18 protein-coding genes are annotated in these 23555 nt (G+C 44.2%); 7 read left to right on the top strand and 11 right to left on the bottom strand.

Features of this window, described 5'->3' with window-relative positions; all coding sequences use genetic code 11:
• Window positions 1-3: 3 nt before the first annotated feature.
• Window positions 4-735 (top strand): GntR family transcriptional regulator, encoded by a 732-nt coding sequence (locus H7F27_RS03455; protein WP_185848567.1) that lies wholly within the window; start codon window positions 4-6, stop codon window positions 733-735.
• Window positions 736-753: 18 nt separating this feature from the next.
• Here H7F27_RS03455 and H7F27_RS03450 read toward each other — a convergent pair whose 3' ends face one another.
• A complete protein-coding gene (locus H7F27_RS03450; protein ID WP_185848566.1) occupies window positions 754-4629 on the bottom strand; it encodes a lamin tail domain-containing metallophosphoesterase family protein in 3876 nt (1291 codons plus the stop codon).
• Between the two features lie 603 nt (window positions 4630-5232).
• Here H7F27_RS03450 and H7F27_RS03440 point away from each other — a divergent pair.
• The gene (locus H7F27_RS03440) at window positions 5233-5742 is read left to right on the top strand and encodes a MarR family transcriptional regulator (protein WP_103671270.1); all 510 of its coding nucleotides are present in this window, start codon (window positions 5233-5235) and stop codon (window positions 5740-5742) included.
• Between the two features lie 18 nt (window positions 5743-5760).
• A complete protein-coding gene (locus H7F27_RS03435) occupies window positions 5761-6975 on the top strand; it encodes an MFS transporter (RefSeq protein ID WP_185848565.1) in 1215 nt (404 codons plus the stop codon).
• 26 nt (window positions 6976-7001) lie between these two features.
• Here the strand turns inward: H7F27_RS03435 and H7F27_RS03430 are convergent, their stop codons facing one another.
• The 4 genes from H7F27_RS03430 to H7F27_RS03415 are packed head-to-tail and all read right to left on the bottom strand — an operon-like array spanning window position 7002 to window position 9012.
• Window positions 7002-7361: a phage holin family protein gene (locus H7F27_RS03430; protein WP_010332033.1), complete on the bottom strand. Its 360-nt coding sequence runs from the start codon at window positions 7359-7361 to the stop codon at window positions 7002-7004.
• A gap of 1 nt (window position 7362) precedes the next feature.
• On the bottom strand, window positions 7363-7560 hold the full coding sequence (locus H7F27_RS03425) for a PspC domain-containing protein (RefSeq protein WP_024122997.1): 198 nt from the start codon (window positions 7558-7560) through the stop codon (window positions 7363-7365).
• A gap of 4 nt (window positions 7561-7564) precedes the next feature.
• A complete protein-coding gene (locus tag H7F27_RS03420; RefSeq protein ID WP_103671268.1) occupies window positions 7565-8662 on the bottom strand; it encodes a DUF4097 family beta strand repeat-containing protein in 1098 nt (365 codons plus the stop codon).
• A gap of 23 nt (window positions 8663-8685) precedes the next feature.
• On the bottom strand, window positions 8686-9012 hold the full coding sequence (locus tag H7F27_RS03415) for a hypothetical protein (RefSeq protein ID WP_095712926.1): 327 nt from the start codon (window positions 9010-9012) through the stop codon (window positions 8686-8688).
• A 218-nt stretch (window positions 9013-9230) separates the two neighbouring features.
• Between H7F27_RS03415 and H7F27_RS03410 the strand changes: the two genes are divergently transcribed.
• Entirely contained in the window at window positions 9231-9461 is a 231-nt protein-coding gene (locus tag H7F27_RS03410) for a hypothetical protein (RefSeq protein ID WP_024123000.1), read from the top strand.
• A 43-nt stretch (window positions 9462-9504) separates the two neighbouring features.
• On the opposite strand, the gene uvrA is transcribed toward H7F27_RS03410, so the two are convergent.
• From uvrA to H7F27_RS03395, 3 genes are all read right to left on the bottom strand, one after another.
• Window positions 9505-12378, bottom strand: a complete 2874-nt coding sequence (uvrA, locus tag H7F27_RS03405; RefSeq protein ID WP_101859878.1) for an excinuclease ABC subunit UvrA — start codon at window positions 12376-12378, stop codon at window positions 9505-9507.
• Between the two features lie 7 nt (window positions 12379-12385).
• On the bottom strand, window positions 12386-14371 hold the full coding sequence (gene uvrB / locus H7F27_RS03400; protein WP_010332039.1) for an excinuclease ABC subunit UvrB: 1986 nt from the start codon (window positions 14369-14371) through the stop codon (window positions 12386-12388).
• Window positions 14372-14553: 182 nt separating this feature from the next.
• Window positions 14554-14784, bottom strand: a complete 231-nt coding sequence (locus H7F27_RS03395; RefSeq protein ID WP_003228053.1) for a CsbA family protein — start codon at window positions 14782-14784, stop codon at window positions 14554-14556.
• Window positions 14785-15413: 629 nt separating this feature from the next.
• Between H7F27_RS03395 and H7F27_RS03390 the strand changes: the two genes are divergently transcribed.
• From H7F27_RS03390 to H7F27_RS03380, 3 genes are all read left to right on the top strand, one after another.
• On the top strand, window positions 15414-17909 hold the full coding sequence (locus H7F27_RS03390) for a PEP/pyruvate-binding domain-containing protein (protein WP_185848564.1): 2496 nt from the start codon (window positions 15414-15416) through the stop codon (window positions 17907-17909).
• 76 nt (window positions 17910-17985) lie between these two features.
• Window positions 17986-18555 (top strand): TetR/AcrR family transcriptional regulator, encoded by a 570-nt coding sequence (locus tag H7F27_RS03385; RefSeq protein ID WP_024123004.1) that lies wholly within the window; start codon window positions 17986-17988, stop codon window positions 18553-18555.
• 29 nt (window positions 18556-18584) lie between these two features.
• Window positions 18585-19919, top strand: coding sequence for an MFS transporter (locus H7F27_RS03380; protein ID WP_101859876.1), 1335 nt, complete (start codon window positions 18585-18587; stop codon window positions 19917-19919).
• A gap of 48 nt (window positions 19920-19967) precedes the next feature.
• On the opposite strand, the gene H7F27_RS03375 is transcribed toward H7F27_RS03380, so the two are convergent.
• From H7F27_RS03375 to H7F27_RS03365, 3 genes are all read right to left on the bottom strand, one after another.
• A complete protein-coding gene (locus H7F27_RS03375) occupies window positions 19968-21164 on the bottom strand; it encodes a cell division topological determinant MinJ (RefSeq protein ID WP_101859875.1) in 1197 nt (398 codons plus the stop codon).
• 78 nt (window positions 21165-21242) lie between these two features.
• A complete protein-coding gene (gene swrA / locus H7F27_RS03370) occupies window positions 21243-21596 on the bottom strand; it encodes a swarming motility protein SwrAA (RefSeq protein ID WP_015251121.1) in 354 nt (117 codons plus the stop codon).
• 384 nt (window positions 21597-21980) lie between these two features.
• Window positions 21981-23423, bottom strand: coding sequence for a carboxy-terminal processing protease CtpB (locus tag H7F27_RS03365; protein WP_185848563.1), 1443 nt, complete (start codon window positions 23421-23423; stop codon window positions 21981-21983).
• Between the last annotated feature and the right edge of the window lie 132 nt (window positions 23424-23555).

Genomic DNA, 23555 nt, shown 5'->3' with positions numbered 1-23555 from the left:
GCTATGAATATCGATAAACAATCTCCTATCCCGATTTATTATCAGATTATGGAGCAATTAAAAGCCCAAATAAAGAGCGGAGAGCTGAAGCCGGATATGCCGCTTCCTTCCGAGCGGGAATATGCCGAGCAATTCGGGATCAGCCGGATGACAGTGCGCCAAGCGCTTTCTAATTTGGTCAATGAAGGTTTTCTCTATCGCCAGAAAGGCCGGGGCACCTTTGTCAGCAAGCTAAAAATGGATCAAGCGCTCCAAGGGCTTACAAGCTTTACCGAAGATATGAAAAGCCGCGGTATGAGGCCGAGCAGCAGGCTCATCGATTATCAGCTTATCGATTCGACTGAGGAGCTGGCCGCCATACTAGGATGCGGGCACCCGTCCCGCATCCACAAAATCACACGGGTTCGGCTGGCGAATGATATTCCTATGGCGATCGAAGCCTCACACATCCCATTTGAGCTGGCAGGTGAATTAAATCAGTCTCATTTCAAGTCGTCGATTTACGAGCATATCGAAAGGTACAACAGCACGCCGATTTCCCGCGCCAAACAAGAGCTTGAACCGAGCGCCGCAACACAGGATGAAGCAAGCATGCTCGGCATCCAAGAGGGGGCGCCAGTCCTGTTGATTAAACGAACAACGTATTTGCAGAACGGGACTGCTTTTGAGCATGTAAAGTCTGTATACAGGGGCGACCGTTATACTTTTGTTCACTACATGGATCGGCTGTCATAAAAAATCTCCAACCCCTTTTTAAGGATTGGAGACACGGCGAAAATCAAACTGGTCTGGCGCTGGACGATAGGTTTCTTTTTTCGTCTTGAACTTCCAGATCGGTGATTTCGTTTTTCCGTTAAAGCTGTCTTCCACAATGGTGTACCAATAATAAACAGAACTCGGCTCTAGATTCTCCCAAAGGAATTCGGCGGTTTCCCCGCTTTTCACTTTCTCGCGTTTTCCGAGCTGTTCGTTTGTATAGACATTGCATTCAAAATAATCGGTTTCTACTCTTTTCATTCTTGGCTTCAGATCAAGCTCAAGCGTAAACTCATCCTTGTTGCCGTAACTATCTGTATCATAAAAGTTTTTATCATCCAAATACGGAGAGTATGTGGATACATGCACCACATTGTTTGCCTGGTCAAACTGCATCAAACGCAAATATCCCTGGCCGCCCTCGGGCCCGCCCTGATAATCAGCAAGCATTTGATGTACGAGACGATCCGGTTTTCCGTCTCCGTCATCATCCAGCTCATCTGTTTTTCTCATCGCGCTGTGATAATGTCCGCTTAACACCATCACGACATTCGGGTTCGGCTTGACAACTTTCTTGAAAATTTTCTCGCCGATCGGGCTTCTGTTTCCGCTTACGAGTAAATATTCATGAAAAGCTAAGACAGCTGTCCTGTCAGGGTGCTTCTTCAGCACTTGATTCATCCATGCGATGTCTTCGTCCGTGATGCCCCAGCCCATGTACAGCATGATATAATCATTGCCGCTGCTTGATATGAGGTCATAATGCCCGCGGTTATTTTTGTACGATTCGCCATAATACAGTCTCTTATCGAAACGGTGGCTGCCAAAGTATTTGCCAAATGCCCTGTAGGAGCCGTCCTTATGACCGACATCGTGGTTTCCGGCCAGCACGCCGTAAGGAATTCCGCTGTTGTCCAGGACACGCATTGATTGATCAGCGTTTCTCCACTGTCTGATATCCGCGGAATCATCTACAATATCCCCTGTATGAAACACGTATTTCGTATTCAGCTTCTTTTGGGTATTTTTGATCCATGCAGTCTGCTTATCAAAAATATGCGGATAGCTTTTTGCATAATACTGCGTGTCTGACATCCAGACAAAGGTATACATATCCTTCGCAGGAGGAATTTCATCCTGAACAATGATATTCACCTTAGATTTCCGTACATAATCGGAAGCGATGACAGACGCCTTTAGCGTGAACTGTTTGTCATCTTTGGCAACGAAGCTGTCAATCGGCTGCCACTGGCTTGTCCGGTAATTCCAAGCGTACATTGTCACTTTCCTCCCCGGCAGAGAGCTTCCTCTCCAAACGGCTTCAGCTAAATCATTCTCATCAATGGACGGGTCAACCGTCACTTCAAAACGGTGATAAGGAAAAAGCTCCTTCTCTTCAGTTGACACTGTTTTTCCGTCAGCTCCTGACACCCGATTCATTTCTTCATTGGTAAACGGCGTCTCGCTTTCCGGGACAAAGCTCTTCGGAGGTTCAGTCAGTGACGCATGCTTAAAAATTTTCACATTATTTCTGTTTTGCGCCGTATATTGAAAGCCTCTGTAAAAAGACACATCCATCGCGTCATTCGTCGGATCCTTCACCCGCACCGAAAGCTTGGCTTTGTGCGTATCGGCATCGCTATTTACGATTTCCGGCTGGTCCGGATGCTCCCGCTCTGTCTTAAATGTCCGCTCAATAACCGTTTTATTGCCAGCCAAATCTGTTGCTGAGACTTTCAGCGTGTGTTTGCCTGGAGACAGCTCAGAAGTTGACGTATGATATGGGAGCGTAATGCTGTCACCATCTAAAAATGCCTCTGTTTCCTCTATTTTGCTCCATTTATCAAACATATCTGCCTGCAGAACCAGATTTCCTTTATACGTCTGTCCGTCCGTCACATTCGGTTCGATGTGCGGCCCTGAATTATCAACCCGCACTACAAAACTCAGGTTTTCATTCCCGTCGCTTACTGCAATATGATGGGCTCCTTCAGTCAGCTTCTCTGTATCCCACTTCAGCAGCTGTGACGTAAACAGTCCGTCAGGCAAATGAAATTGAAACGGCCAGCTTTTATTTGAGCGCTGATTATCCCCAATAAAAAGCTCCTTCTCGGGAGAAATACGCTCATCCCTGATCACCGTTCCATCCGATAATACCAATCGGGCATTTTTGACTAAAAAGTCATCACGGTTTTCAGCCGTATCAAACGGAGATACCTTTGAACCCGATCGTATCGTGATACGCTGCAACTGCTTCCCTTTTTGAAGCAGCGTCTCCGGCAGAGGGACAGAATAGGTGCGGTATTTATTTGTCGTATCATCGAAGACTTTTAGCACCTTGCCGTCCATCGTTACAGCATTTTTAAAGTAAAGGTTCGTTTTTCGGGTATCGAACGCAAAATATACTTCTTTTTCCATGGCGGGCTCTGTCAGTTGTTTTTTTCCGTCAATCCACAACTTAATGCTGTCAGTCCGCCCATCCGTAGTCGCTTTGAGAAACTGTGTCCCCGAAAGTGTATCTCTGTTTTCTATATTCATCCGCAAACCGTGCGACTTGCTTGTTTGCTTAATATCAATCATTTTGACAGGCGTCTTCGCTTCATTAATCCCGTCACCGGCTACGACGTAATACTCAAGCTGATCCTTCCCGATCAGCTCAGGTGAGTAGACAATATAATGGTACAAATGATCGTTGCGGTCTTTTTCAGCGAAAATGCGTTTGAACGGTTTGTTTTCATCTGTCCGATAATAAAAGGCGGCCGTTTTCACTAAACTGCGGTCACGTATGTCAGCCCGCAGTTCAATGCTTTCAGCCGGACGGACAGGCTTGCGGTCTGTTAAATCCTCTATAACCGGCTTTTCTTTATCAAGCATCATTTTTCGTTTTTGCTCTGGAACCTGCGCCTGTAAAACCGAGCCTGGCGACGGATTTTTTTCTGCTATTGAAATGTTGAGCAGTTCCGCTGTTCCATCGAGAGGATATTTATAAAGCACAGACGACAGGCGGCGCAGCGCATGCTTTCTGTAGTGCGCAACTGAAATATCCTTCCCTGTATTCGTCGATATCGCAACCGCACGCGGCCGGGTATTCGCCATGCCCTCTGTTCCTTCCAGCACCAACAGATTTTCCCCTTCTCTCAAATGTGTCTGATAGTGCCGGTTAAAATCATCCGCTGTCAACTCAGGATGTCCGGCAGGCTTGAGCCAAAATACACAGGTTTCGCCAGAAGGAATGACGACCCGCTGATCAGGTCTCCAAATCAAATCGGAGTCCGGCCCTTCCTTCGGATAGCGATAGCGGATGTGATAATCTTTAAAATCAATTGTTCTGTCGGTTGTATTATATACCTCAATAAATTCATAACCGTCTGTACGCCCGGTATTTTTTGTATCAACCGCAAGCTCGGTGATCAGCAGCTCCGGGATATGGGCGAGATCAGCCTGAAATCCATCCAGCTTCAGTGTCTTCGTTTCTGACTCCACCTGCTGCTTTCCATTCGAGAACACAATGTAATACTCGAGCTCGCTATTCCAGATTGACCTCTTCTGAATTTGCGCCAAAAACTGGCGGATAGCTCCAGGGGTTGGGTCCATCGGCACCATTTTATAGCCCAGTTCATTGCTTTGTTTATAAAACAAAAAGGCAGAAAACGATTGATACTCACTGTCACGCACGTGCGCCTGAATGATCAGGTTGCCCTTCATTTCAGCCTTCACTTCAATTTGAGGAGGGTTTTCAAGCAAGGGTATGTAATGAGGCGTTTGAAACGGCTCCTGCTTTATGACGGGCAAGGCCCTCGCTTCATGATGGCCGCCAGACTGAACAAACAGAAAAGACAATAATAAAGAAGCGATGACTGTGTATTTTCTCATCACGACACCTCCCTTTTACGTATTTTGCGTCTGAACAGGGAAGCTTATGAGTTAATTTTTGTGCAAAAAGAACAAAAAGATATCTGCACCTTGAAGTTCCACTATTATCCAATAAACCGAGGTTAGTTAAACCGGTTAACGATAAAATCAGAGAGGCAGATTGATGAATAACAGCATTCATAATGAATGATTTCAAGCGATACAAGAGTTCGCATTAAAAAGAGATAAGCACGGTACAGCTTCCATCTCATTTACCTCTTAAAATGAGATGGATTATTGATAGACAGCACTTAAAGCTTCAACGGATCATTTTCAGCAATAACCTTTTTTCGTTTCATAGACGATTATCATAATTAATGTTTATCAGTAAACATCGGTCATTCCATCCCTTATTCTGCCATGTGTCAATATCATCAGCCCTAAAAAATTGAAAATAAGTGTAAATGCCATGGTTATTACACTATTTTTACTGGTCATTTTTCAGCTTCCTTAAGCACCAGCAATTGACAACAAAAACAAGTACAGATAAAATAAAATCGTTCACCGGTAAACAATTTTTATTATTTCCTGGTACACCATTCATTCAAAGAAAGAAGGTAGCCTATGTCCGGTCTGACAAAACAGCTGATATACGACATATACGTTCGGCTCCTGCATCTTAATGAACAAAAAGCGAATACTTCACTTCGGCAGTTCTTTAAGGAGGCCGCAGAAGAAGATGTGATTGATGTTCCCAAAAACATCACTAGCATCCATGTCATTGACTGTATTGGCCAACATGAACCGATTAATAATACGGGAATTGCCAAAAAAATGAACTTATCAAAAGCGAACGTAACGAAAATCAGCACAAAACTGATCAAAGAAGAATTTATCAATCGCTATCAGCTGACTGATAACAAAAAAGAAGTCTATTTCAAATTAACCCGTAAAGGCAGACAGATTTTTGATTTGCATGAAAAACTGCACAAAAAAAAGGAGCTGGCATTTTACCAATTCCTTGATTCATTCTCACAAGATGAACAGAATGCTGTATTGAAATTTTTAGAACAGCTTACCTCCAGACTTGAAGCTGAGCAAACAGATGATGCTTCAGAGAAACCTGTAAAGTAAAAAAGGGGGTTGTTCTTTATGGCTCAAACGAAATCAAAAGCAATGCTGATCTTGTATATTGTTTGTTTCAGCGCATTTTTTGCTTCTTTAAGCCAAAATATGTATTCACCCATCATCCCGATTATTAAAGAATCTTTCCATGTCTCTGTAACCCTCGTAAACCTGACAATTTCAGTTTTTATGATTGTGACAGCCATTATGCAGATTATTTTGGGCGCCATCATCGATTTTAAAGGCGCGCGTTATGTCTTGCTTGCCGGAATACTGGCAACGGCGGCAGCCAGTTTCGGATGTGCCGTCACCACTGATTTTACTTTGTTTCTTATTTTCAGAATCGTACAGGCAGCCGGTTCCGCAGCACTCCCTCTCATTGCAGCCACCACAATCGGCCAGCTATTTACAGGCAGTGATCGCGGAAATGCCATGGGTACGTATCAAATGCTTCTTTCGGCCGCCCCGGCTATTGCTCCTGTTCTCGGGGGGTTTCTCGGCGGTGCTTTCGGACACGAAGGGATCTTTTGGATGCTGACGGTGATCTCTGTTATTTTATTAGCAACAAACAGCATTTTCTTCCCTAAGGATTCTCATAGCGCACCAAAGCAAGATGCAAAATCAGGCAGTTTGCTTGCTCATTATAAATCCATTTTCACAAACAGAGCTGGAAATGTCATTTTGACCTTAAGCTTTTTTCTCTTTTTCATTTATTTTGCGGTTATTGTCTATCTTCCGATATTGCTGACGGAACATTATCATATGGATGTACAGATAGCGGGACTGTTATATTTGCCTCTGGCGTTAAGCACAATCGCTGGTACCTTTCTGTTTAAAAACATACAGGCAAAAGTTCCTCTAAGTACATTGTTTGTCTACAGCAATTCAATTGCAGCGGTCAGCATCATTTTATTTGCTTTTACCCATTCCGTCTCGATCATTCTTATGGCTCTCACATTGGCGCTGTTCGGTGTCTCGATGGGGGTTATTCCTCCCCTGTATTCCACGATGATCACCAATGAGTTTGAACACAACAGGGGGAGCGCGATCGGAATCTTTAACTTTGTCAGATATACAGGTATGGCGGCCGGCCCGATGATATCAGCTTATCTGTTGACACGGATGCCGTCTGTCATGTCCTTTGGCCTTTTGGGTATCGCATTTGCCATATTGAGCTTTTGCCTTCTGCCGTATATGCATCAGGCGAAACATGACATCAAACAAGAAAAACATCTTATGTAAAAAAGCTGCCATTTGTATGGCAGCTTTTATTTTTTTCGAAGCGGTTCTAAAATGCCTTTTTGAATCAGCAAATGGAACACCGACAGGACAACAGATGCCAAGATGGCTGATCCGAAGCCGTCAATTTGAAAACTGTCACCCATAATGGACGCTGTCATCATCAAGGTGATGGCATTAATCACAAACAAAAAGAGACCCAGCGTCACAACTGTGACAGGCAGCGTAAAGATAATCAAGAGCGGTTTAATCAGCACGTTTAAGATTGATAAAATGAGGCTGGCAATAATCGCTGCCCCGATGCTGCTGATATGAATGGAATCAATGTAACCGTCAATGACGATTAATAATAAAGCATTTACTAAAATGCTGACTGCCCATTTGACCATGTTACTTCATATCCCTTTCTGACGGAACAATAAAAATCCAAATGATATATATGAGCAGAACAGGAATAACGCTTGTCATAACGGCTAAAATGACGGTTATCACTCTGAGGAGTGACGCATCCCAGTTGAAATACTCCGCCAGGCCGCCGATAACGCCGGCCATTTTCCTGTTTTTTTCTGAACGATATAATCTATTCATTCGATCACCTCTGTGTATACTTTAATTTGATGGCGCCAGTTAATGATTCGGAGAAAACGGCGATGTTTTGATCATGTGCTTGATTAGAAGTGAACATCATTTCTTTTTGAATGGTATCATTTTTTTCTTTCAGCATGTCAACATCTATTAATTCGTGGGACAGCGAGCCGAGATTGCTTTTCAGTTCAGCCTTCACCGCAAGATCATCCGGAATCGACAGCTCCACATTTCCAGTCGTCGTTTTTGTGTAAATCGAGCGGCAGTCTGATTCTGTTACAGTAATCGCGATATTTCCGTTAAAGCTTTGAACATCAATGGATTCGCTTTTTCCGCGCAGATCAATCAGCCCGTTAATGGTTTCCGCTTCTATCGTGCCGCAATTGTGATTGGCTAGCTTAATTTGGCCGTTCGCCGTTTCTGCCGAAGCTTTTTCAGCCGTCAAATTCGAGAACGACAGCACGCCATTTGTCGTTTTCGCCGAGAACTCTTTTACATGTAAATGTTCCCCTCTGATCGGTCCGTTAAACAGCTTCACCCGAATCTTATCATACTCCTTCTGAGGAATATACAATGTGACATTGGTTTTCATCGTTTTCTTTTCTGTACGGATAAAAAACTTATTTCCTTTGATTTCACATTCAATATGCTGAAGAAAAGCGTCTCTTGCTGCTTCTTGGCTGTCAGTGCGATATACCTTCGCCTGGCATTCCGCTCTGATATCCTCGTCTTCCCACGGAACAATATTTACGCTGCCGTTTGCGATCTGGAGCTCTACACTGGAAAAATCAGTATCCTTAAATTGAAAAATATGCTGTACGTCAAACGAGTGCCCGAAGTTTAAATCTAGATCAACTTCTTTAACCTTTTTCACAGCAGAATCAATCCAATCGAACAGCTTCGCCCCTAAAGACGGCTTGCTGCCCTCTTTTTTGGCCGCTGTGAATGGCTCATCCTCTTCATGAACGTTAACTGACAGAGCCGTGATTTTTTCTTCTTTTTCCTTATAGTCGCTGTCGAGCTTTTCAATCAGCGTTAATGCTTCCTGTGCCGTCAGCTTCCCTTCCTCCACAAGCTTGAGGATTCGTTCCTTTTCCTGCTTCATTCGATCTCCTCCCTATGATCTATTTATGCTGCACGCAGCACCTTAATGCCCTGAATGACGTTCCAAATGATAATACCGAGTACAACTAAGAAATAGACGATGACTCCGCCAATCATCACAAAGACAGGCAAAACGCTTTCCCCATCAATGGCAATGGCTCCGCCAAGAAAAGCGATAAATAAGATCAGCCAGCCGACAAAGGGAACAATGTGGGAAATGAGAGAACGCACCGCGTGACGTTTCGTCTCTTTCTCATCAACAACAAAGTAAGCGACAATCGGCACAATGACCGGCGCGATAAAGACGCTGAAATAACAAAGTGATGCAATTATGGCTTGATTACGGTTCAATTTATTCCACTCCCATCGTTAATCATCCGTGATTATAAGTCAGGACGTTTTACTTAGATAGATATACGTATAAAACCTCCAGAGGTTTCAAAATCATCCTTTAGACATGCTTCCATTTACGGAAATTGGATTTTAAAAAGTTTTAGAAGTAGAATCTTTCAGCCGTACCGATTACAATATGTAAAAAGCTTACGGCAATCAAGGAGGCTGGACAAGCAATGGAGAAAGATCCCAGTGACTATACAGTAACACAAGAATCCGTTTTAAAACTGATTCATGAACAAAAAAGAATGAACCGTGAAATGTTAGCCGAGCTTGAACAGATTCACGGGCCTCTTCCCATCTCTCATGACATTCAATATATAAAAGTTCTTCTGGACAGCAGCAGCACTCATATTGTTCAAGATTTAATGAATGTGAGCCGGCAGCTGTATAAGAAGACGTTTTAATAAATACTGCAAAGAAAAGTGAAAACCCTCTGAAAAGAGGGTTTTAAGATGTTGCAGTTTCTTTCGCTTCCAAGAGTGACTTCATGCGTTTTTTGTCACGCTCCATAACAGGCTTCAAATAACGCCCTGTATACGACTCTTCCACTTCAGTGATTTCCTCCGGTGTTCCCGACGCGACAATGGTGCCGCCTCCGGCTCCGCCTTCGGGCCCCAGATCAACAATATAATCAGCCGTCTTGATGATATCAAGATTATGCTCAATGACAAGCACTGTATCCCCATTATCAACCAGACGCTGAAGCACGACAAGAAGTCTGGCGATATCGTCGACATGCAGACCTGTTGTCGGTTCATCTAAAATATACAGCGTGCGGCCGGTTGAGCGTTTATGCAGTTCAGATGCAAGTTTCACCCGCTGCGCTTCACCGCCTGACAAGGTAGTCGCCGGCTGGCCGAGCGTAATATAACCAAGACCAACATCGTACAGGGTTTGGAGCTTGCGCTTAATTTTCGGGATATTTTCAAAGAAAGAAAGAGCATCTTCGACCGTCATATCAAGCACATCAGAAATGCTTTTTCCTTTGTATGTCACTTCAAGTGTTTCCCGGTTGTAGCGTTTGCCGTGGCACACTTCACATGGCACGTATACGTCAGGAAGGAAATGCATTTCAATTTTTATAATCCCGTCTCCACGGCAGGCTTCACATCGTCCGCCCTTCACGTTAAAACTGAAACGGCCTTTCTTATAGCCGCGGACTTTCGCTTCATTTGTCTGTGCGAATACATCGCGAATATCATCAAAAACACCGGTGTATGTCGCAGGATTTGACCGCGGCGTTCTTCCGATCGGCGCCTGATCAATATCAATGACTTTGTCTAAATGTTCGAGGCCTTTGATTTCTTTATGGCTGCCTGGCTTCGCTTTTGCTTTATGAAGCTTTTGCGCTAATGCCTTGTGAAGTATTTCATTGACGAGAGTGCTTTTCCCCGATCCTGATACACCCGTAACCGCTGTAAACGTCCCTAGCGGAAACTTGGCATTTGCCTTTTTCAGATTGTTTTCTGAAGCGCCTTTAATCTCAATATAGCGGCCGTCCGGTTTTCTTCTTTCGGGAGGCAGCGGGATAAATTTCTTCCCTGATAAGTAACTGCCTGTTAACGAATCTTGATCTGCCATGACTTCTTCCGGAGTTCCCGCGGAAATAACTTGTCCTCCGTGGATGCCGGCACCCGGGCCAATATCAATTAAATAATCGGCTGCCATCATCGTATCCTCATCATGTTCTACGACGATCAGTGTGTTCCCCAGGTCTCTCATGTTTTTCAGCGCGCTGATTAAACGGTCGTTATCACGCTGGTGCAGACCAATTGATGGCTCATCTAAAATATAAAGCACACCGGATAACCGCGAACCGATTTGAGTTGCCAGCCTGATCCGCTGCGCCTCTCCCCCGGACAATGTTCCCGCTGCCCGGCTCAGTGTCAGATAATCAAGTCCGACCTTATCCAGAAAGCTTAAACGCTCCACAATTTCCCGCAAAATCAGATCGGCAATCTTCATATCCTTTTCAGAAAGCGTAAGGTCTTTGAAGAAATCAAGGGCATTTCCGACAGACAGCTCGGTAATTTTTCCGATGTGACGTCCGTCGACCAGTACCGCAAGCGCCTCTTTCTTTAGCCGATAACCTTTACAAGTCGGACAAGCCTTTTGGGACATATATTGCTCCATCTGCTCACGGATGAAATCCGAGCCTGTCTCCTTGTAACGTCTTTCAATGTTGCGCAATACGCCTTCAAATTGGATTTCACCTTCGCGTATTTGCCCGAAATCATTTTCGTAACGGAAATAAATCAGGTCATCTCCGCTTCCATAAAGGACTTTATCCAGCTGATGCTTCGGCAGATCCTTTACCGGCACATCCATATCAATGCCGTAATGGGTGCAGACCGCTTCAAGAAGCTGCGGATAATATTGTGAGCTGATCGGCGTCCATGGGGCAATTGCATTCTCTTTCAATGACAAATCTTGATTGGGAATAACAAGATCTGCATCAACTTCGAGCTTCATACCGAGACCGTCACACGTTGGACACGCTCCGAATGGGCTGTTGAATGAAAAAAGCCGCGGTTCAAGTTCACCGATTGAAAATCCGCAATGCGGACAGGCATGATGCTCACTGAACATCAGCTCTTCCTCACCAATCACATCAATCATGACACGCCCTTCACCTAATCGAAGCGATGTCTCCAATGAATCCGACAGACGGGCTGCTACGCCTTCTTTTACCACAATCCGGTCAATGACAACCTCGATTGAATGTTTTTTATTCTTTTCTAATTCGATCTCATCAGAGAGCTCGGCCATCTCGCCGTCAATTCTGACTCTGACATAGCCTTGTTTTCTGATCTGCTCAAGCACCTTTACATGAGCGCCTTTTCTGCCGGACACAATCGGCGCCAGCACCTGAAGCTTCGTCCGCTCCGGATATTCCAAAATCCTGTCCACCATCTGCTCAATGGTCTGTGACGTGATTTCGATTCCGTGCTCCGGGCAATGCGGCTTTCCTACTCTCGCATACAAAAGACGCAGATAATCATAAATTTCCGTTACCGTACCGACAGTAGATCTCGGGTTTCGACTCGTTGTTTTCTGGTCAATGCTGATGGCAGGAGAAAGCCCTTCAATCGCATCGACATCAGGCTTATCCATTTGCCCTAAAAACTGGCGGGCATAGGCGGATAACGACTCAACATATCGTCTCTGCCCTTCTGCATATATGGTATCAAAGGCAAGGGAGGATTTCCCTGACCCAGACAGTCCTGTAACAACGACAAGCTGATCTCTCGGAATGGTTACATCAATATTTTTCAGGTTGTGCGCCCTTGCTCCCTTCACCTCAATCCGATCCATAGCCATTCTTTCATCATCCTTCCGCTTTTAACTCTAAAAGTAAATCGCGAAGCTCCGCGGCTCTTTCAAAATCAAGCGCCTTGGCGGCTTCCTTCATTTCGTGCTCCATTTGTTCGACGACTTTTTGACGCTCTTTCTTCGTCATTTTCGACAGCTTCGGCGCAGCTTTTGTTTTATACTCCGCTTTGTCCTCAGCAGCCACAGTCGCACGAATCACGTCACGAATTTCTTTATTAATCGTTTGCGGCGTAATGCCGTGTTCTTCGTTAAACCGCTCCTGCTGCTCGCGCCGGCGTTTCGTTTCATTAATTGCAATTTCCATAGACTTCGTCATTTTATCGGCGTACATGATGACACGGCCTTCCGCGTTCCTCGCCGCCCGTCCGATCGTCTGAATAAGCGAACGCTCCGAACGCAGGAAGCCTTCCTTATCCGCATCTAAAATCGCAACCAAGGATACTTCCGGAATATCAAGCCCCTCTCTCAGGAGGTTGATGCCAATGAGCACATCATGCTTGCCGAGACGCAAATCACGAATAATTTCGATCCGTTCAAGCGTCTTAATTTCTGAATGCAGATAATTAACCTTGATGCCGATTTCTTTTAAATAATCGGTTAGGTCCTCTGACATCTTCTTCGTCAAAGTCGTTACAAGCACCCGTTCATTCCGTTCAACTCTCGCGTGAATTTCACCGATTAAATCATCAATCTGGCCTTCAATCGGCCGCACGTCAATAAGCGGGTCAAGAAGCCCTGTCGGACGGATGATCTGCTCTATCATTTCATCTGTATGTTCAATTTCATACGGCCCTGGTGTGGCTGACACATAGACGATATTGTGCATATGCTTTTCAAATTCTTCAAACCGGAGCGGGCGGTTATCAAGCGCTGACGGAAGACGGAATCCGTGATCCACCAGCACCTGCTTTCTCGCCTGGTCTCCGTTAAACATGCCGCGCACCTGAGGAATCGTCACGTGCGACTCATCCACCACAATCATAAAATCGTCAGGAAAATAATCGAGAAGCGTATACGGCGTTGAACCCGGCGGGCGAAGCGTCAAATGTCTTGAATAATTCTCAATGCCGGAGCAGAATCCCATTTCCCGCATCATTTCAAGATCGTATCTCGTCCGCTGCTCTAAGCGCTGCGCTTCCAGAAGCTTGCCGTTTTCATGCATGACCTTCAGCTGCTCCTCAAGCTCCTTCTCGATATTTTGAATCGCTTTTTCCATTTTTTCGGCCCGCGTAACGAAGTGGGATGCCGGAAAAATCGCGATATGTTCACGGTCGCCTAAAATTTCTCCGGTCAGGGCGTCCACTTCCCTAATCCGTTCAATTTCATCTCCGAAAAACTCGACTCTTACACAGTGTTCATCACGGGATGCCGGGAAAATTTCCACTACATCTCCGCGCACACGAAATGTACCGCGCTGAAAATCAATGTCGTTACGGGCATATTGAATGTCAACAAGCTTTCTAAGCAGCTCGTTGCGCTCAATTTCCATTTCAGGACGCAATGACACAACCATTTCACGGTATTCTTCAGGCGAACCGAGACCGTAAATACAAGACACACTCGCAATGATAATCACATCTCTCCGTTCAAACAGAGACGATGTAGCGGAGTGTCTAAGTTTATCAATTTCATCATTAATGCTGGCATCTTTCTCTATAAATGTATCCGTTTGAGGCACATACGCCTCCGGCTGATAATAATCATAGTAGCTGACAAAATACTCGACAGCGTTGTTCGGGAAAAATTCCTTAAACTCGCTGTAAAGCTGTCCGGCAAGGGTTTTGTTATGGGCAATGACGAGTGTCGGCTTATTGACCTCTTTAATCAAATTGGACACCGTAAATGTTTTGCCCGTTCCTGTTGCACCCAGCAGAGTCTGATGCTTCTTGCCCTCCTGAATGCCTTTGACAAGCTTTTCAATGGCTTTCGGCTGATCTCCCTGGGGCTGGTATTTTGAGACTAACTCAAAGCGATCTTTCACAAATAAGCCTCCGTTTCTTTAACGAAATCTTCCTATAGATATAGTAACACAATGGAAAGCAAAATCACCAAAAATACGAACTAAAGTTCGGTGGTTTTTTATTTCCAGCTGTTTTCATGTATAAAAAACCTGCTTTTAAAACGTAAAAGCAGGAATTCATCTTTATATTCATTATGTCCGGTTTATTCTTCTTTTTTCTCAGCAGCTTTTTTGGCCATGTAAAGTCCGCCGGCCACAAGGGAGACAACATCTAATCCCACAATAAAATATGTTTCTGTATAGCCTTTTAAATAAGAAGCAAACAGCAGTGCAGCTGTAAGAGCGATCGCCACGTAATGGTTAAAGGTCACTCTCGTAAATAGGACGACAAGCATAAAAGGGAAAAATAATGCAAAAACGGCTTTTGTAATCACAAAAACCCTCCTCAGGGATTCTTCATCTGATTTGATTATAGTAAAAAATGAAGAATCGGACAATCGTGCAATGGTTCCCTCTTTCTACACCATACCCTTTTTCAGTTCAATTCAATCATCGTGCCCTGCCGCAAAACTCTCTTCTTATAGATAGACAGATGCCTCATCCGATTTTTTGGCAAGACCCAAATCCAGCTATTCAACCCGGACAGAAGAAATGTTCATAATAAAATAATAGATTACCGGCAGGCAAAATAGACGGTATCAAATATAAAGAAAAATTGATTTTAGTGCGGCTGAATGAGAGCTGAAACTGTACTGATTGTCAAATCAGCAAGAAGATAGGTATTAAGTCTCGTTTAATGAAGGAAACTTGGCCAACAGTGATCTGAAAGCTCAGTGAAACGATTTGCGAATACGAAAAAATAGGCAGGTAGACCCGCTTCAGTTTTATTTTTCATGATCATCTAACTAACTTAAATATTCATTTTATTTAGGGCTTTTTGCGTTTGACAGCATTTTCCTTTAAACCTACAATTGAGTGATAGTGTTCACTATCATTTTTTGAACATTGGCTCCCAAAAATAAAAGATAGAGAGAAAAATACTAAGGAAAGAGGGGTTTTAAACATGTACTCTGTGTTATTTCGCCAAGCTGAAGAATCCAGTCAGCTGGCTGGAGCAAAAGGCATGAATCTGATCAAACTGACCAAACACGGACTTCCTGTTCCAGATGGGTTTATCATTCAAACGAACGCTCTCGCCCGTTTTATGGAGGATAATCAGCTTCATGATTCAAGCGAAAATATCGAAAATGCCATTATTGCCGGAGCATTTTCAGATGAGCTAAAGAACGAGCTGACGAGCTCCTTTTACGAGCTGAGAGAATCATATCGTTCCGTGGCCGTCCGCTCTTCATCAGCCTCAGAAGATTTAGAGGGCGCTTCATTCGCCGGTCAATATGAAACCTATTTAAATATAAAAACAGAAGAAGAATTTCTGGCTAAGGTGAAAGAATGCTGGGCCTCCTTTTTCTCAGGCAGGGTCAGCCGCTATAAGAAGAAAATGAACAATCAAATCGCAGAGCCGTTAATGGGTGTTGTGGTGCAGGGCCTGATCAATTCAGAAATATCGGGTGTGATTTTCAGCCAAAATCCCGTTACCCATGATGATAGAGAGTTATTAATCAGCGCCAGCTACGGCCTGGGAGAAGCGGTCGTATCAGGAAGCGTCACTCCTGACACGTATATCGTTCATAAAGCTTCATTTGAGATTCAGAAAGAAATGGGTTTAAAAGAGATCTACATGGAGTCCGCAGCAGAAGGCATTGCCGAAAAAGAAACGAGCGAAGACATGCGCAGCCGTTTTTGCCTTACAGATGAACAGGTAATTGAGCTGACTGAAATCACAAAAAAAACCGAAGCCCTATACGGATATCCTGTTGATTTAGAATTCGGGATCGCCGATCATAAACTGTACCTTCTGCAGGCACGGCCAATTACCACCATTGAACAGGATAAAAAAGCGGCTGAGGAAGAACGGAACTTCATGATTACCGGCGAGGATATGGATGATTTTTGGCTCAATATGGAGTCCAACATCGAAGGCCCGGTCAGTCCGCTATTTTCATCTTTTATTGTGCCCGCACTTGAATACGGCTTAAAGAAAAGTATGCAGCAGTTCCCGATCGGTGTCATCGTCGATGAAGTAAAAGTTTACCGGGGACATATTTATTCAAAAAATCAAGGCGGACAACAACAGCCTCCTGAGGACAGTGCCGAAGAGCTTTTTCCGATATTGGCCGAGCGCATGTACGACATCATTCATAACACGTACCTTCCGTTTTACCGGACATTGGACCAACTCACACAAACGGAACACACTCCGGAAAGTGCGCTGGAGGCCTTTAAAAAACTGAAGGCCTTTTATCTCACGGCCTATGAGGAACACTTCAATATCGTTTTCCCGCAAATTCTGTTGACGAACAAACTGCAAGCAATGTATCAAAACATTCAGGGTGAAGCTGAAAACTCACATTTTTATGAAATGCTGACAGGAGTCATGAACAAATCGCTGGAAACAGACCGCCGCCTATGGCAATTCTCTGTTGAAGTACGAGAAAATCCGAATCTGACAGCCATTTTTGAGCATACCGAGCCGCAACAGCTGCAGAAGAAATTAGAACAAATCGACGAGGGCAGACGTTTCCTGCAAAAAGTTAATGAATTTTTACAGGAATACGGATGGAGATCTGTAAAAAGCCACGATCTGATTGAACAGACTTGGGCAGAGAATCCATATTACGCATTGACTCATATTCAAAACTACGTCCGCAATGGCTATCATTTTGACAACGAATTTAAGAAGACCATTGAAAAACGTGAGAAGTTGTACAATGAATTCTTGCAAAGCATTGAGGATTCCGCTTTGCAGAAAGAATTTGAACGTTATTATCAATGGACGCTGAATTCGTCCAATATTAAGGATGATCATCATTTTTACATTGATGCTATGCTGGATGCCAAGGCAAGAGTCTTTTTGCTGAAGGTAGGAGAATTGCTGGCAAAAAGCGGTGTGATCCGAGATCGAGAAGACCTTTGGTTCTTATATGATGACGAGGTGGAAAACGCGCTCCTTCATCCCGTACCCCTTCAAGAGAAGGCTGAAAAACGGAGACAAATCTTTCATGAGTATGAGCTGGCACAGGCGCCTGCTTATCTCGGTACACCGACAAAAGCGCAGCTGAAAGCGGCTGAAGAAATTGTCGGTGCTGTCATAGAAGATGAAAAAAACACGGAGAATGATATTTTCGGAATTGCAGCATCAAGCGGTATCGCAACAGGGCCGGTTAAATTGATTCGGGATGCCAGTGAGTTTTCTCAATTCGCGCCTGGAGACATCCTGGTTTGCAAAATGACGACACCGCTATGGACCAGCCTGTTTCAAGATGCCAAAGCCATTATTACAGACACAGGAGGAATCTTGTCTCACGCAGCGATTATCGCACGGGAATACGGCATTCCCGCTGTTCTCGGCACACGTGCAGCGACAGAAAGGCTTCGAGATGGAGACATCGTCACTGTAGACGGAAACAGCGGCAAAATCACAGTTGTCAGCCGGTCCTGATGCGCCCACCCTCTTTATTATACAAGCGGGGCAGGTGTATACTTGTCCTGCCAGTATATTCGTGAGGTGAAATGTATTGAGACCGACAAACCGCAGAATCCTTGACGCTGCCATGCAGCTGCTCGTCAAAAAAGGATATCGTGCAACGACGACAAAAGAAATTGCAGAAAAAGCAAATGTAAGTGAAGCGACGATTTTCAGGAATTTTAAAAACAAACAGGGGCTTGTCGAGGCTCTGCTTTCTCAGCATTCTGCAAATCGAAATCGCATCTTTGAGCAAACAGAGGGAGATTTGTATAAAGACCTGCTGCATATCGGAACCTGTCTGCTGGAAGAACTTGAACAAAGAAAAGATATAATTAAAATCAGCTTTCGTGAACCGGCCATGTTTCAGGATGTCATCAACCATGTGACTGAATATCCCCAATCTATGAAACAGCTTTTAGTTGATTATCTCACAAGCATGGGTGAGAAAGGGGCTATCCAGACAGGAGATGAATCGGAACATGCCGATGTATTTATTTCGATGATTTTCGGTTACTTTGTACACCGTCTTCATTTAGGAGACAGAGTGATTACAATGCCCCAGGAAAAAATGCTGGAACATAGTACAGCTGTATTCGTCAAAGGAATTACTGCCCGTTAGCTCCTTGGCAAAACAAAAGGAGGATCCCAATGAGCTCAAAAAAAGAATGGGCGCTGATCGTCTCACTTTTATTGGGGGCCATCCTGGTTCCCATTAACTCAACGATGATCGCAGTCGCGCTTTCATCTATATCACATACGTATAACGAATCCATCGCAAGCATCACTTGGGTGGTTACCGTTTATTTAATCGTCATGGCCGTCACACAGCCAATAGCCGGAAAACTCGGTGACATGTACGGTAACAAAACCATGTATTTATGGGGCGTCGGCCTGTTTCTGATTGCTTCATTAGGCTGCGCTCTATCGCCGAGCCTGTTTTTGTTAATTGTATTTCGGGCTTTGCAGGCTGTCGGCGGGGCACTGCTCACGCCAAACAGCATTGCCATTATCCGGCACGTTGTATCAGAGAAACGCCTTCCGAAAGTGTTTGGCTATTTCGGGCTCGGCGCGGGTCTGGGCGCCGCTCTCGGGCCGTTTATCGGCTCTCTTTTGATTGACAGCTTCAGCTGGCATTCGATTTTTTGGGTCAACATCCCGTTTCTCGCCATTGCTTTATTTACAGCATTGACCATGTTTCCTCAATATAAAGAAAACAAATCAGAGGCGCCGCTGGATATTATCGGCTCTCTCTTGCTGGCAGGCAGCATCGTTTCGATTATCCTGCTGACGAAAAATGAATCTTCATGGGGCTATGCATTATACAGCATATTGATACTGCTTTTTGTCCCGCTTTTTTTCAGACGGGAAAAACGCACAAAGCACCCAATCATTGATTTTGCGCTGTTTAAAAGCTCAACCTTTACAAATGCCAATCTATCCGTCTTGTTAAGCAATCTAATGATGTATGCCGTCTTATTGATTATGCCGTTATTCATGACAAACCAGTTTGGGCTTAATACGTCTAACAGCGGCATGGCGCTTTCCGTCTTTTCGATATTTATGTCGGCGAGCAATTGGGCAGGCGCTCAGCTCCATCATAAATGGGGTGCGAAAAAAATCATATTTCTCTCATTTGCGATGATGGCCGGAGCCAATTTGTTATTTTTGCTCTTGAGCAGCTCCCATTCCGTTTTCTTCCTGATGATCTCTCTTATTCTCGGAGGGCTTGCATCCGGAGTCGGACTGACCAGCATGCAGGTGTCATCCCTTGCCACAGTAGAGCCCGCGATGTCCGGAGTGGCTTCCGGTATTTTCTCGACCTTCCGTTATTTCGGAAGCATTATTTCGTCAGCCTTAATTGGCCTGATTTCTGGGTATCACACGTTATTTATTATTCTCTTCGCGGTATCCATCATTGGTGTTTTTGTTTCGTTAGGCATCAAATCTGACGAAACGGCACGCATGGAACAAAATTCAGCGTAAAACAAAACAGCCCGGCGCCACACAAAATATGTGGTGCCGGGCTGTTTTTTATGATCCAGGCAAAGCGGCTGCTTCATCTTCACGGTCATCCTTTACGAACAGAATGCCCAATTCATGATGTTCTCCCTCATAAGACGCACGCTGATCAAAGCGAATCTCCCCGTTCAGACCGATAATTTCAAGCTTCACATACGCACGGTTGCGCTGGAGCGCTTCATAAAAATCTGATACGTGCTTAACGGGCACGCCGTTGACTTTCGTAATAATTTCTCCGATTTTTAATTCCAAATCTTCAGCCGGTGTATTTGGTATAATGCCAAGCACCATTAAGCCTTGATCACGCTTGGAGAAATAAAACGGTGCTGCATTGTCGTTTACCCTTTGCTTCACGGACAGAAAAATACGTCCTAATACAGCCGCACAGACAGCTGCACCCGCAAGCGGCGTCCACAGCAAACTCGCTGCACCGAGAGCGGAGACAATAAGCCCGAGTATACAGACTCGCTTCGCTGTGATTCTTATACTAGTTTCAGGAAGGGAACCCTGCACCCTTTGGCCGAATCCGACAAAGTAAGGTATCCACAGAAAATGGAATGACCCTCCGGGAACAGAAAACACAGGCCACCAGCTGAGGTGTGATTCTAATCCATTGCCAGGTACAAGAATAAACAGCGGTAAAAGCCATATACGGTTTGCAAGCTGCTGACCGATCGGCAAACCGCGGCTGCTGACGACCAATCCCGGTGATGTTTTCACATGGGCAGAACGATATGCAACCGCTCCTTCAGCGATAACCAATAAACCCAAAAACACCGCCAGGGCCGGCCACATGACCGCAAAGCCTTGCGGAAACCGATCCAGAAAAGGTTCAGCCTGATTCACTTGCAGTCCAAAACCTATCAGCATACTCACACTGACGATATATGCAGCAGACATCCAGTTTGCGCGAAGAGTGAGCGCTGCCGCTGCAGTCATAACGGCAATAATCGCAAGCATACCGAGAGGAATAGAAATTCCGAGTACCCCTAAAACAATAGACAAAAGGATACCGGGAATTAACCCTTTTGTATATGTAAATTTCAGTTCATCATAAATGTCTGCTATTCTTGTATGAAAGGTTTTTCGCTCACGTTTGATCCTCACATATCCGAAAGCCAGACTTACAATGACAAAAAACCAGAATAGCGGGTGCAAAAAGAACAGGCCCGCACTTTTTAACAGTTCAAATCCCCATTGAACAGACACTATCTTTCACCGCCTCAAGCCAAACATGTTACTCATATTCTATCAAATATTAAATGGCTTGGATATCCTCAGGAGGGTTTATCTCTCTTGCGTCATCCAGAGCGTGACATTCGATAGTGAAAAATCCTTTAAATAATGGTTTACATCAACGTCCAATAACCCGCTGATCAGGTGCATCGACCTCTTTATATCTGTCAGATTGATTCCTAATCGTTTATGGTTTTTCATTAAGTAATTAAAATAATGCTTGGCACATTCTTCATTAATGTCATTGACCGATTCAACATTTGTGTAATTCACTAGGTACCTGCTAAACAGCATAAGAAGACTTAGTGCTTTTGTAGCTGAAAATGTTACGTCTTGTGTTCTGTCTTTTAATTGTTCCACTAATTCATAATATTTTTTTTCACGCACAATACTTGCCCTCTTCAATTGTGAACCCCCATTTTCTTTGTACAGATAAGCACGGGCCAGTATAAGCAGCAGTACTGGAGTGCTAACAAGCATTCTCGCTAACGTTTCTCTTTTAAATACCTGTAGTTCAGCTGCCATAAACCTGATTACTGTTCTTTTTAGAACCTTCTTATATTGTATGAAGTAAACAAAGACTAGGCAACTTGCAAAAGTTTCATTTTAAATGCATATTTTCTCGTTAGAAAGTCTCTCTCATATATTGATATCGGGTAATCTCGGTCCTTTATAAATGTTTATTTGTGAAAAATTTTTTAATATCTTGTCAAAAACTCAATTTTTATGTTACTTATGGATTATTTATTCATTAAGTACAAAGAAACAGGAGATGGAACACCATCTCCTTTAATTGACAAATAATGATTTAAGCGCCGTTTGAAGCTGCAAATCATTTTTTTTATCTGATTTTTTCATTTCAATTAAATGATTTATTTTCTCCGCGGTGCGATTGTCAATCACACCCGTTTTTGCGAGCTTGTTTTGATCCTGAAAGGCCAAAACCGCTTTTTTCATTTCTTTACTGAAATAGCCGTCTTCCCGACCCGGATCAAAACTGAGTCCTTTCAGCAAAACCTGTGCATGTTTCACATCTTCATTGTTCATATCAGCTTTAAGAGGCTCTTTTAGCTGCAATGGACCTGCGGAGAAATAATCAGGCTGCTTTATCGCAATGGTCGGCTTAACACCCTTCTTATGAATCCAATTCCCGTTTGGCGTCAGCCACTTGTAAAGCGTCAATTTAATATTGCTGCCGTCTCCCATCGGTACAGCTTGTTGAACAGTTCCCTTTCCGAACGACGTGTCACCTACTACATCATAATGCCCCGCTTCTTTTAATGCGCCTGCAAGAATTTCAGAAGCAGAGGCGCTCCCCTTATCTGTGATGACATTGACAGGGTATGTTTTTTTATGGGTCAATGTTGAAAAATAACGTTTTCTATCTCCATTGCGTTCAGCAATCTGAATGTACGGCTGATCCTTTGTAATGAAATGCTTAAGAATCTCTTCAACACTTTGAAGATATCCTCCCGGGTTTCCTCGAACATCCAGCACAAGGCCTTCAATTCCTTTTTTCTCAAGCTTGCCCAATGCTTTTGCAAAATCCTCCGCCGTATGCTCAGAAAAAGTAGAAATGGCGATATACCCGACAGAATGCCCCTGCACTTTTTTCTCTGAAGCAAACACCGTTTCAAGCGGAATTTCAGCTCTCTTAATGCGGAATGACAATTGCTTCTTCGTCCCGGGCCGCTGAATCTTTATTGACACGCTGGAACCTTTCTTTCCTCTTATTTTTAAGACAGCGTCATTTAAATCCTTGCCCGCCATCGATTCTCCATCAATACTGATGATTTCATCATTCGGCTTCAGCCCGGCTTTTTCCGCAGGAGATTGTTTAAATGGCGACACAATAATGATTTTGCCTTCTTCCACTCCAACCTCAGCCCCGATGCCTTCGAAAGAGGAATCAAGAGAATCAGAAAATTGCTTTGCCGTCTGCTTGTCCATATAGACGGAATAAGGATCGTTTAATGTAGACAGCATCCCTTGAATGGCTCCTTCAAGCAGCTTTTCTCTATCAACCTTTTCTACATATTCATTCGAAATCAATTCATATGCTTTTTCAATTTTATCCATAGCTGCAGCCCGATCAGAGTCAGCTTGAGCCGTTGCGGCAACAGCTGCGGCTTCCGGCTTTTCGGCTTCCAGCAGGTTCATTCGCGCATATACGCCGGCGCCTCCGAACAGCATGCTCCCCGCCGCTATCACAGCGATTATTTTTTGATTCATCCTTTACTCCTCCTGTATGCCAGACTGTCTTTGCAAAACCTAGAGATAGTATATGTAAAGGATGGAGATTTCATGTAATCATAGAAGAAAAAGAAGGCAAAAGAAAAAAGCCGTCCCGCAATCGGGATGGCT

Origin of the sequence: Bacillus sp. PAMC26543 (assembly GCF_014250375.1) — a bacterium.
Classification (GTDB): domain Bacteria; phylum Bacillota; class Bacilli; order Bacillales; family Bacillaceae; genus Bacillus; species Bacillus halotolerans.
The sequence above is the reverse complement of the archived record's forward strand: the minus strand, read 5'-3'. Positions and strand labels throughout refer to the sequence as shown.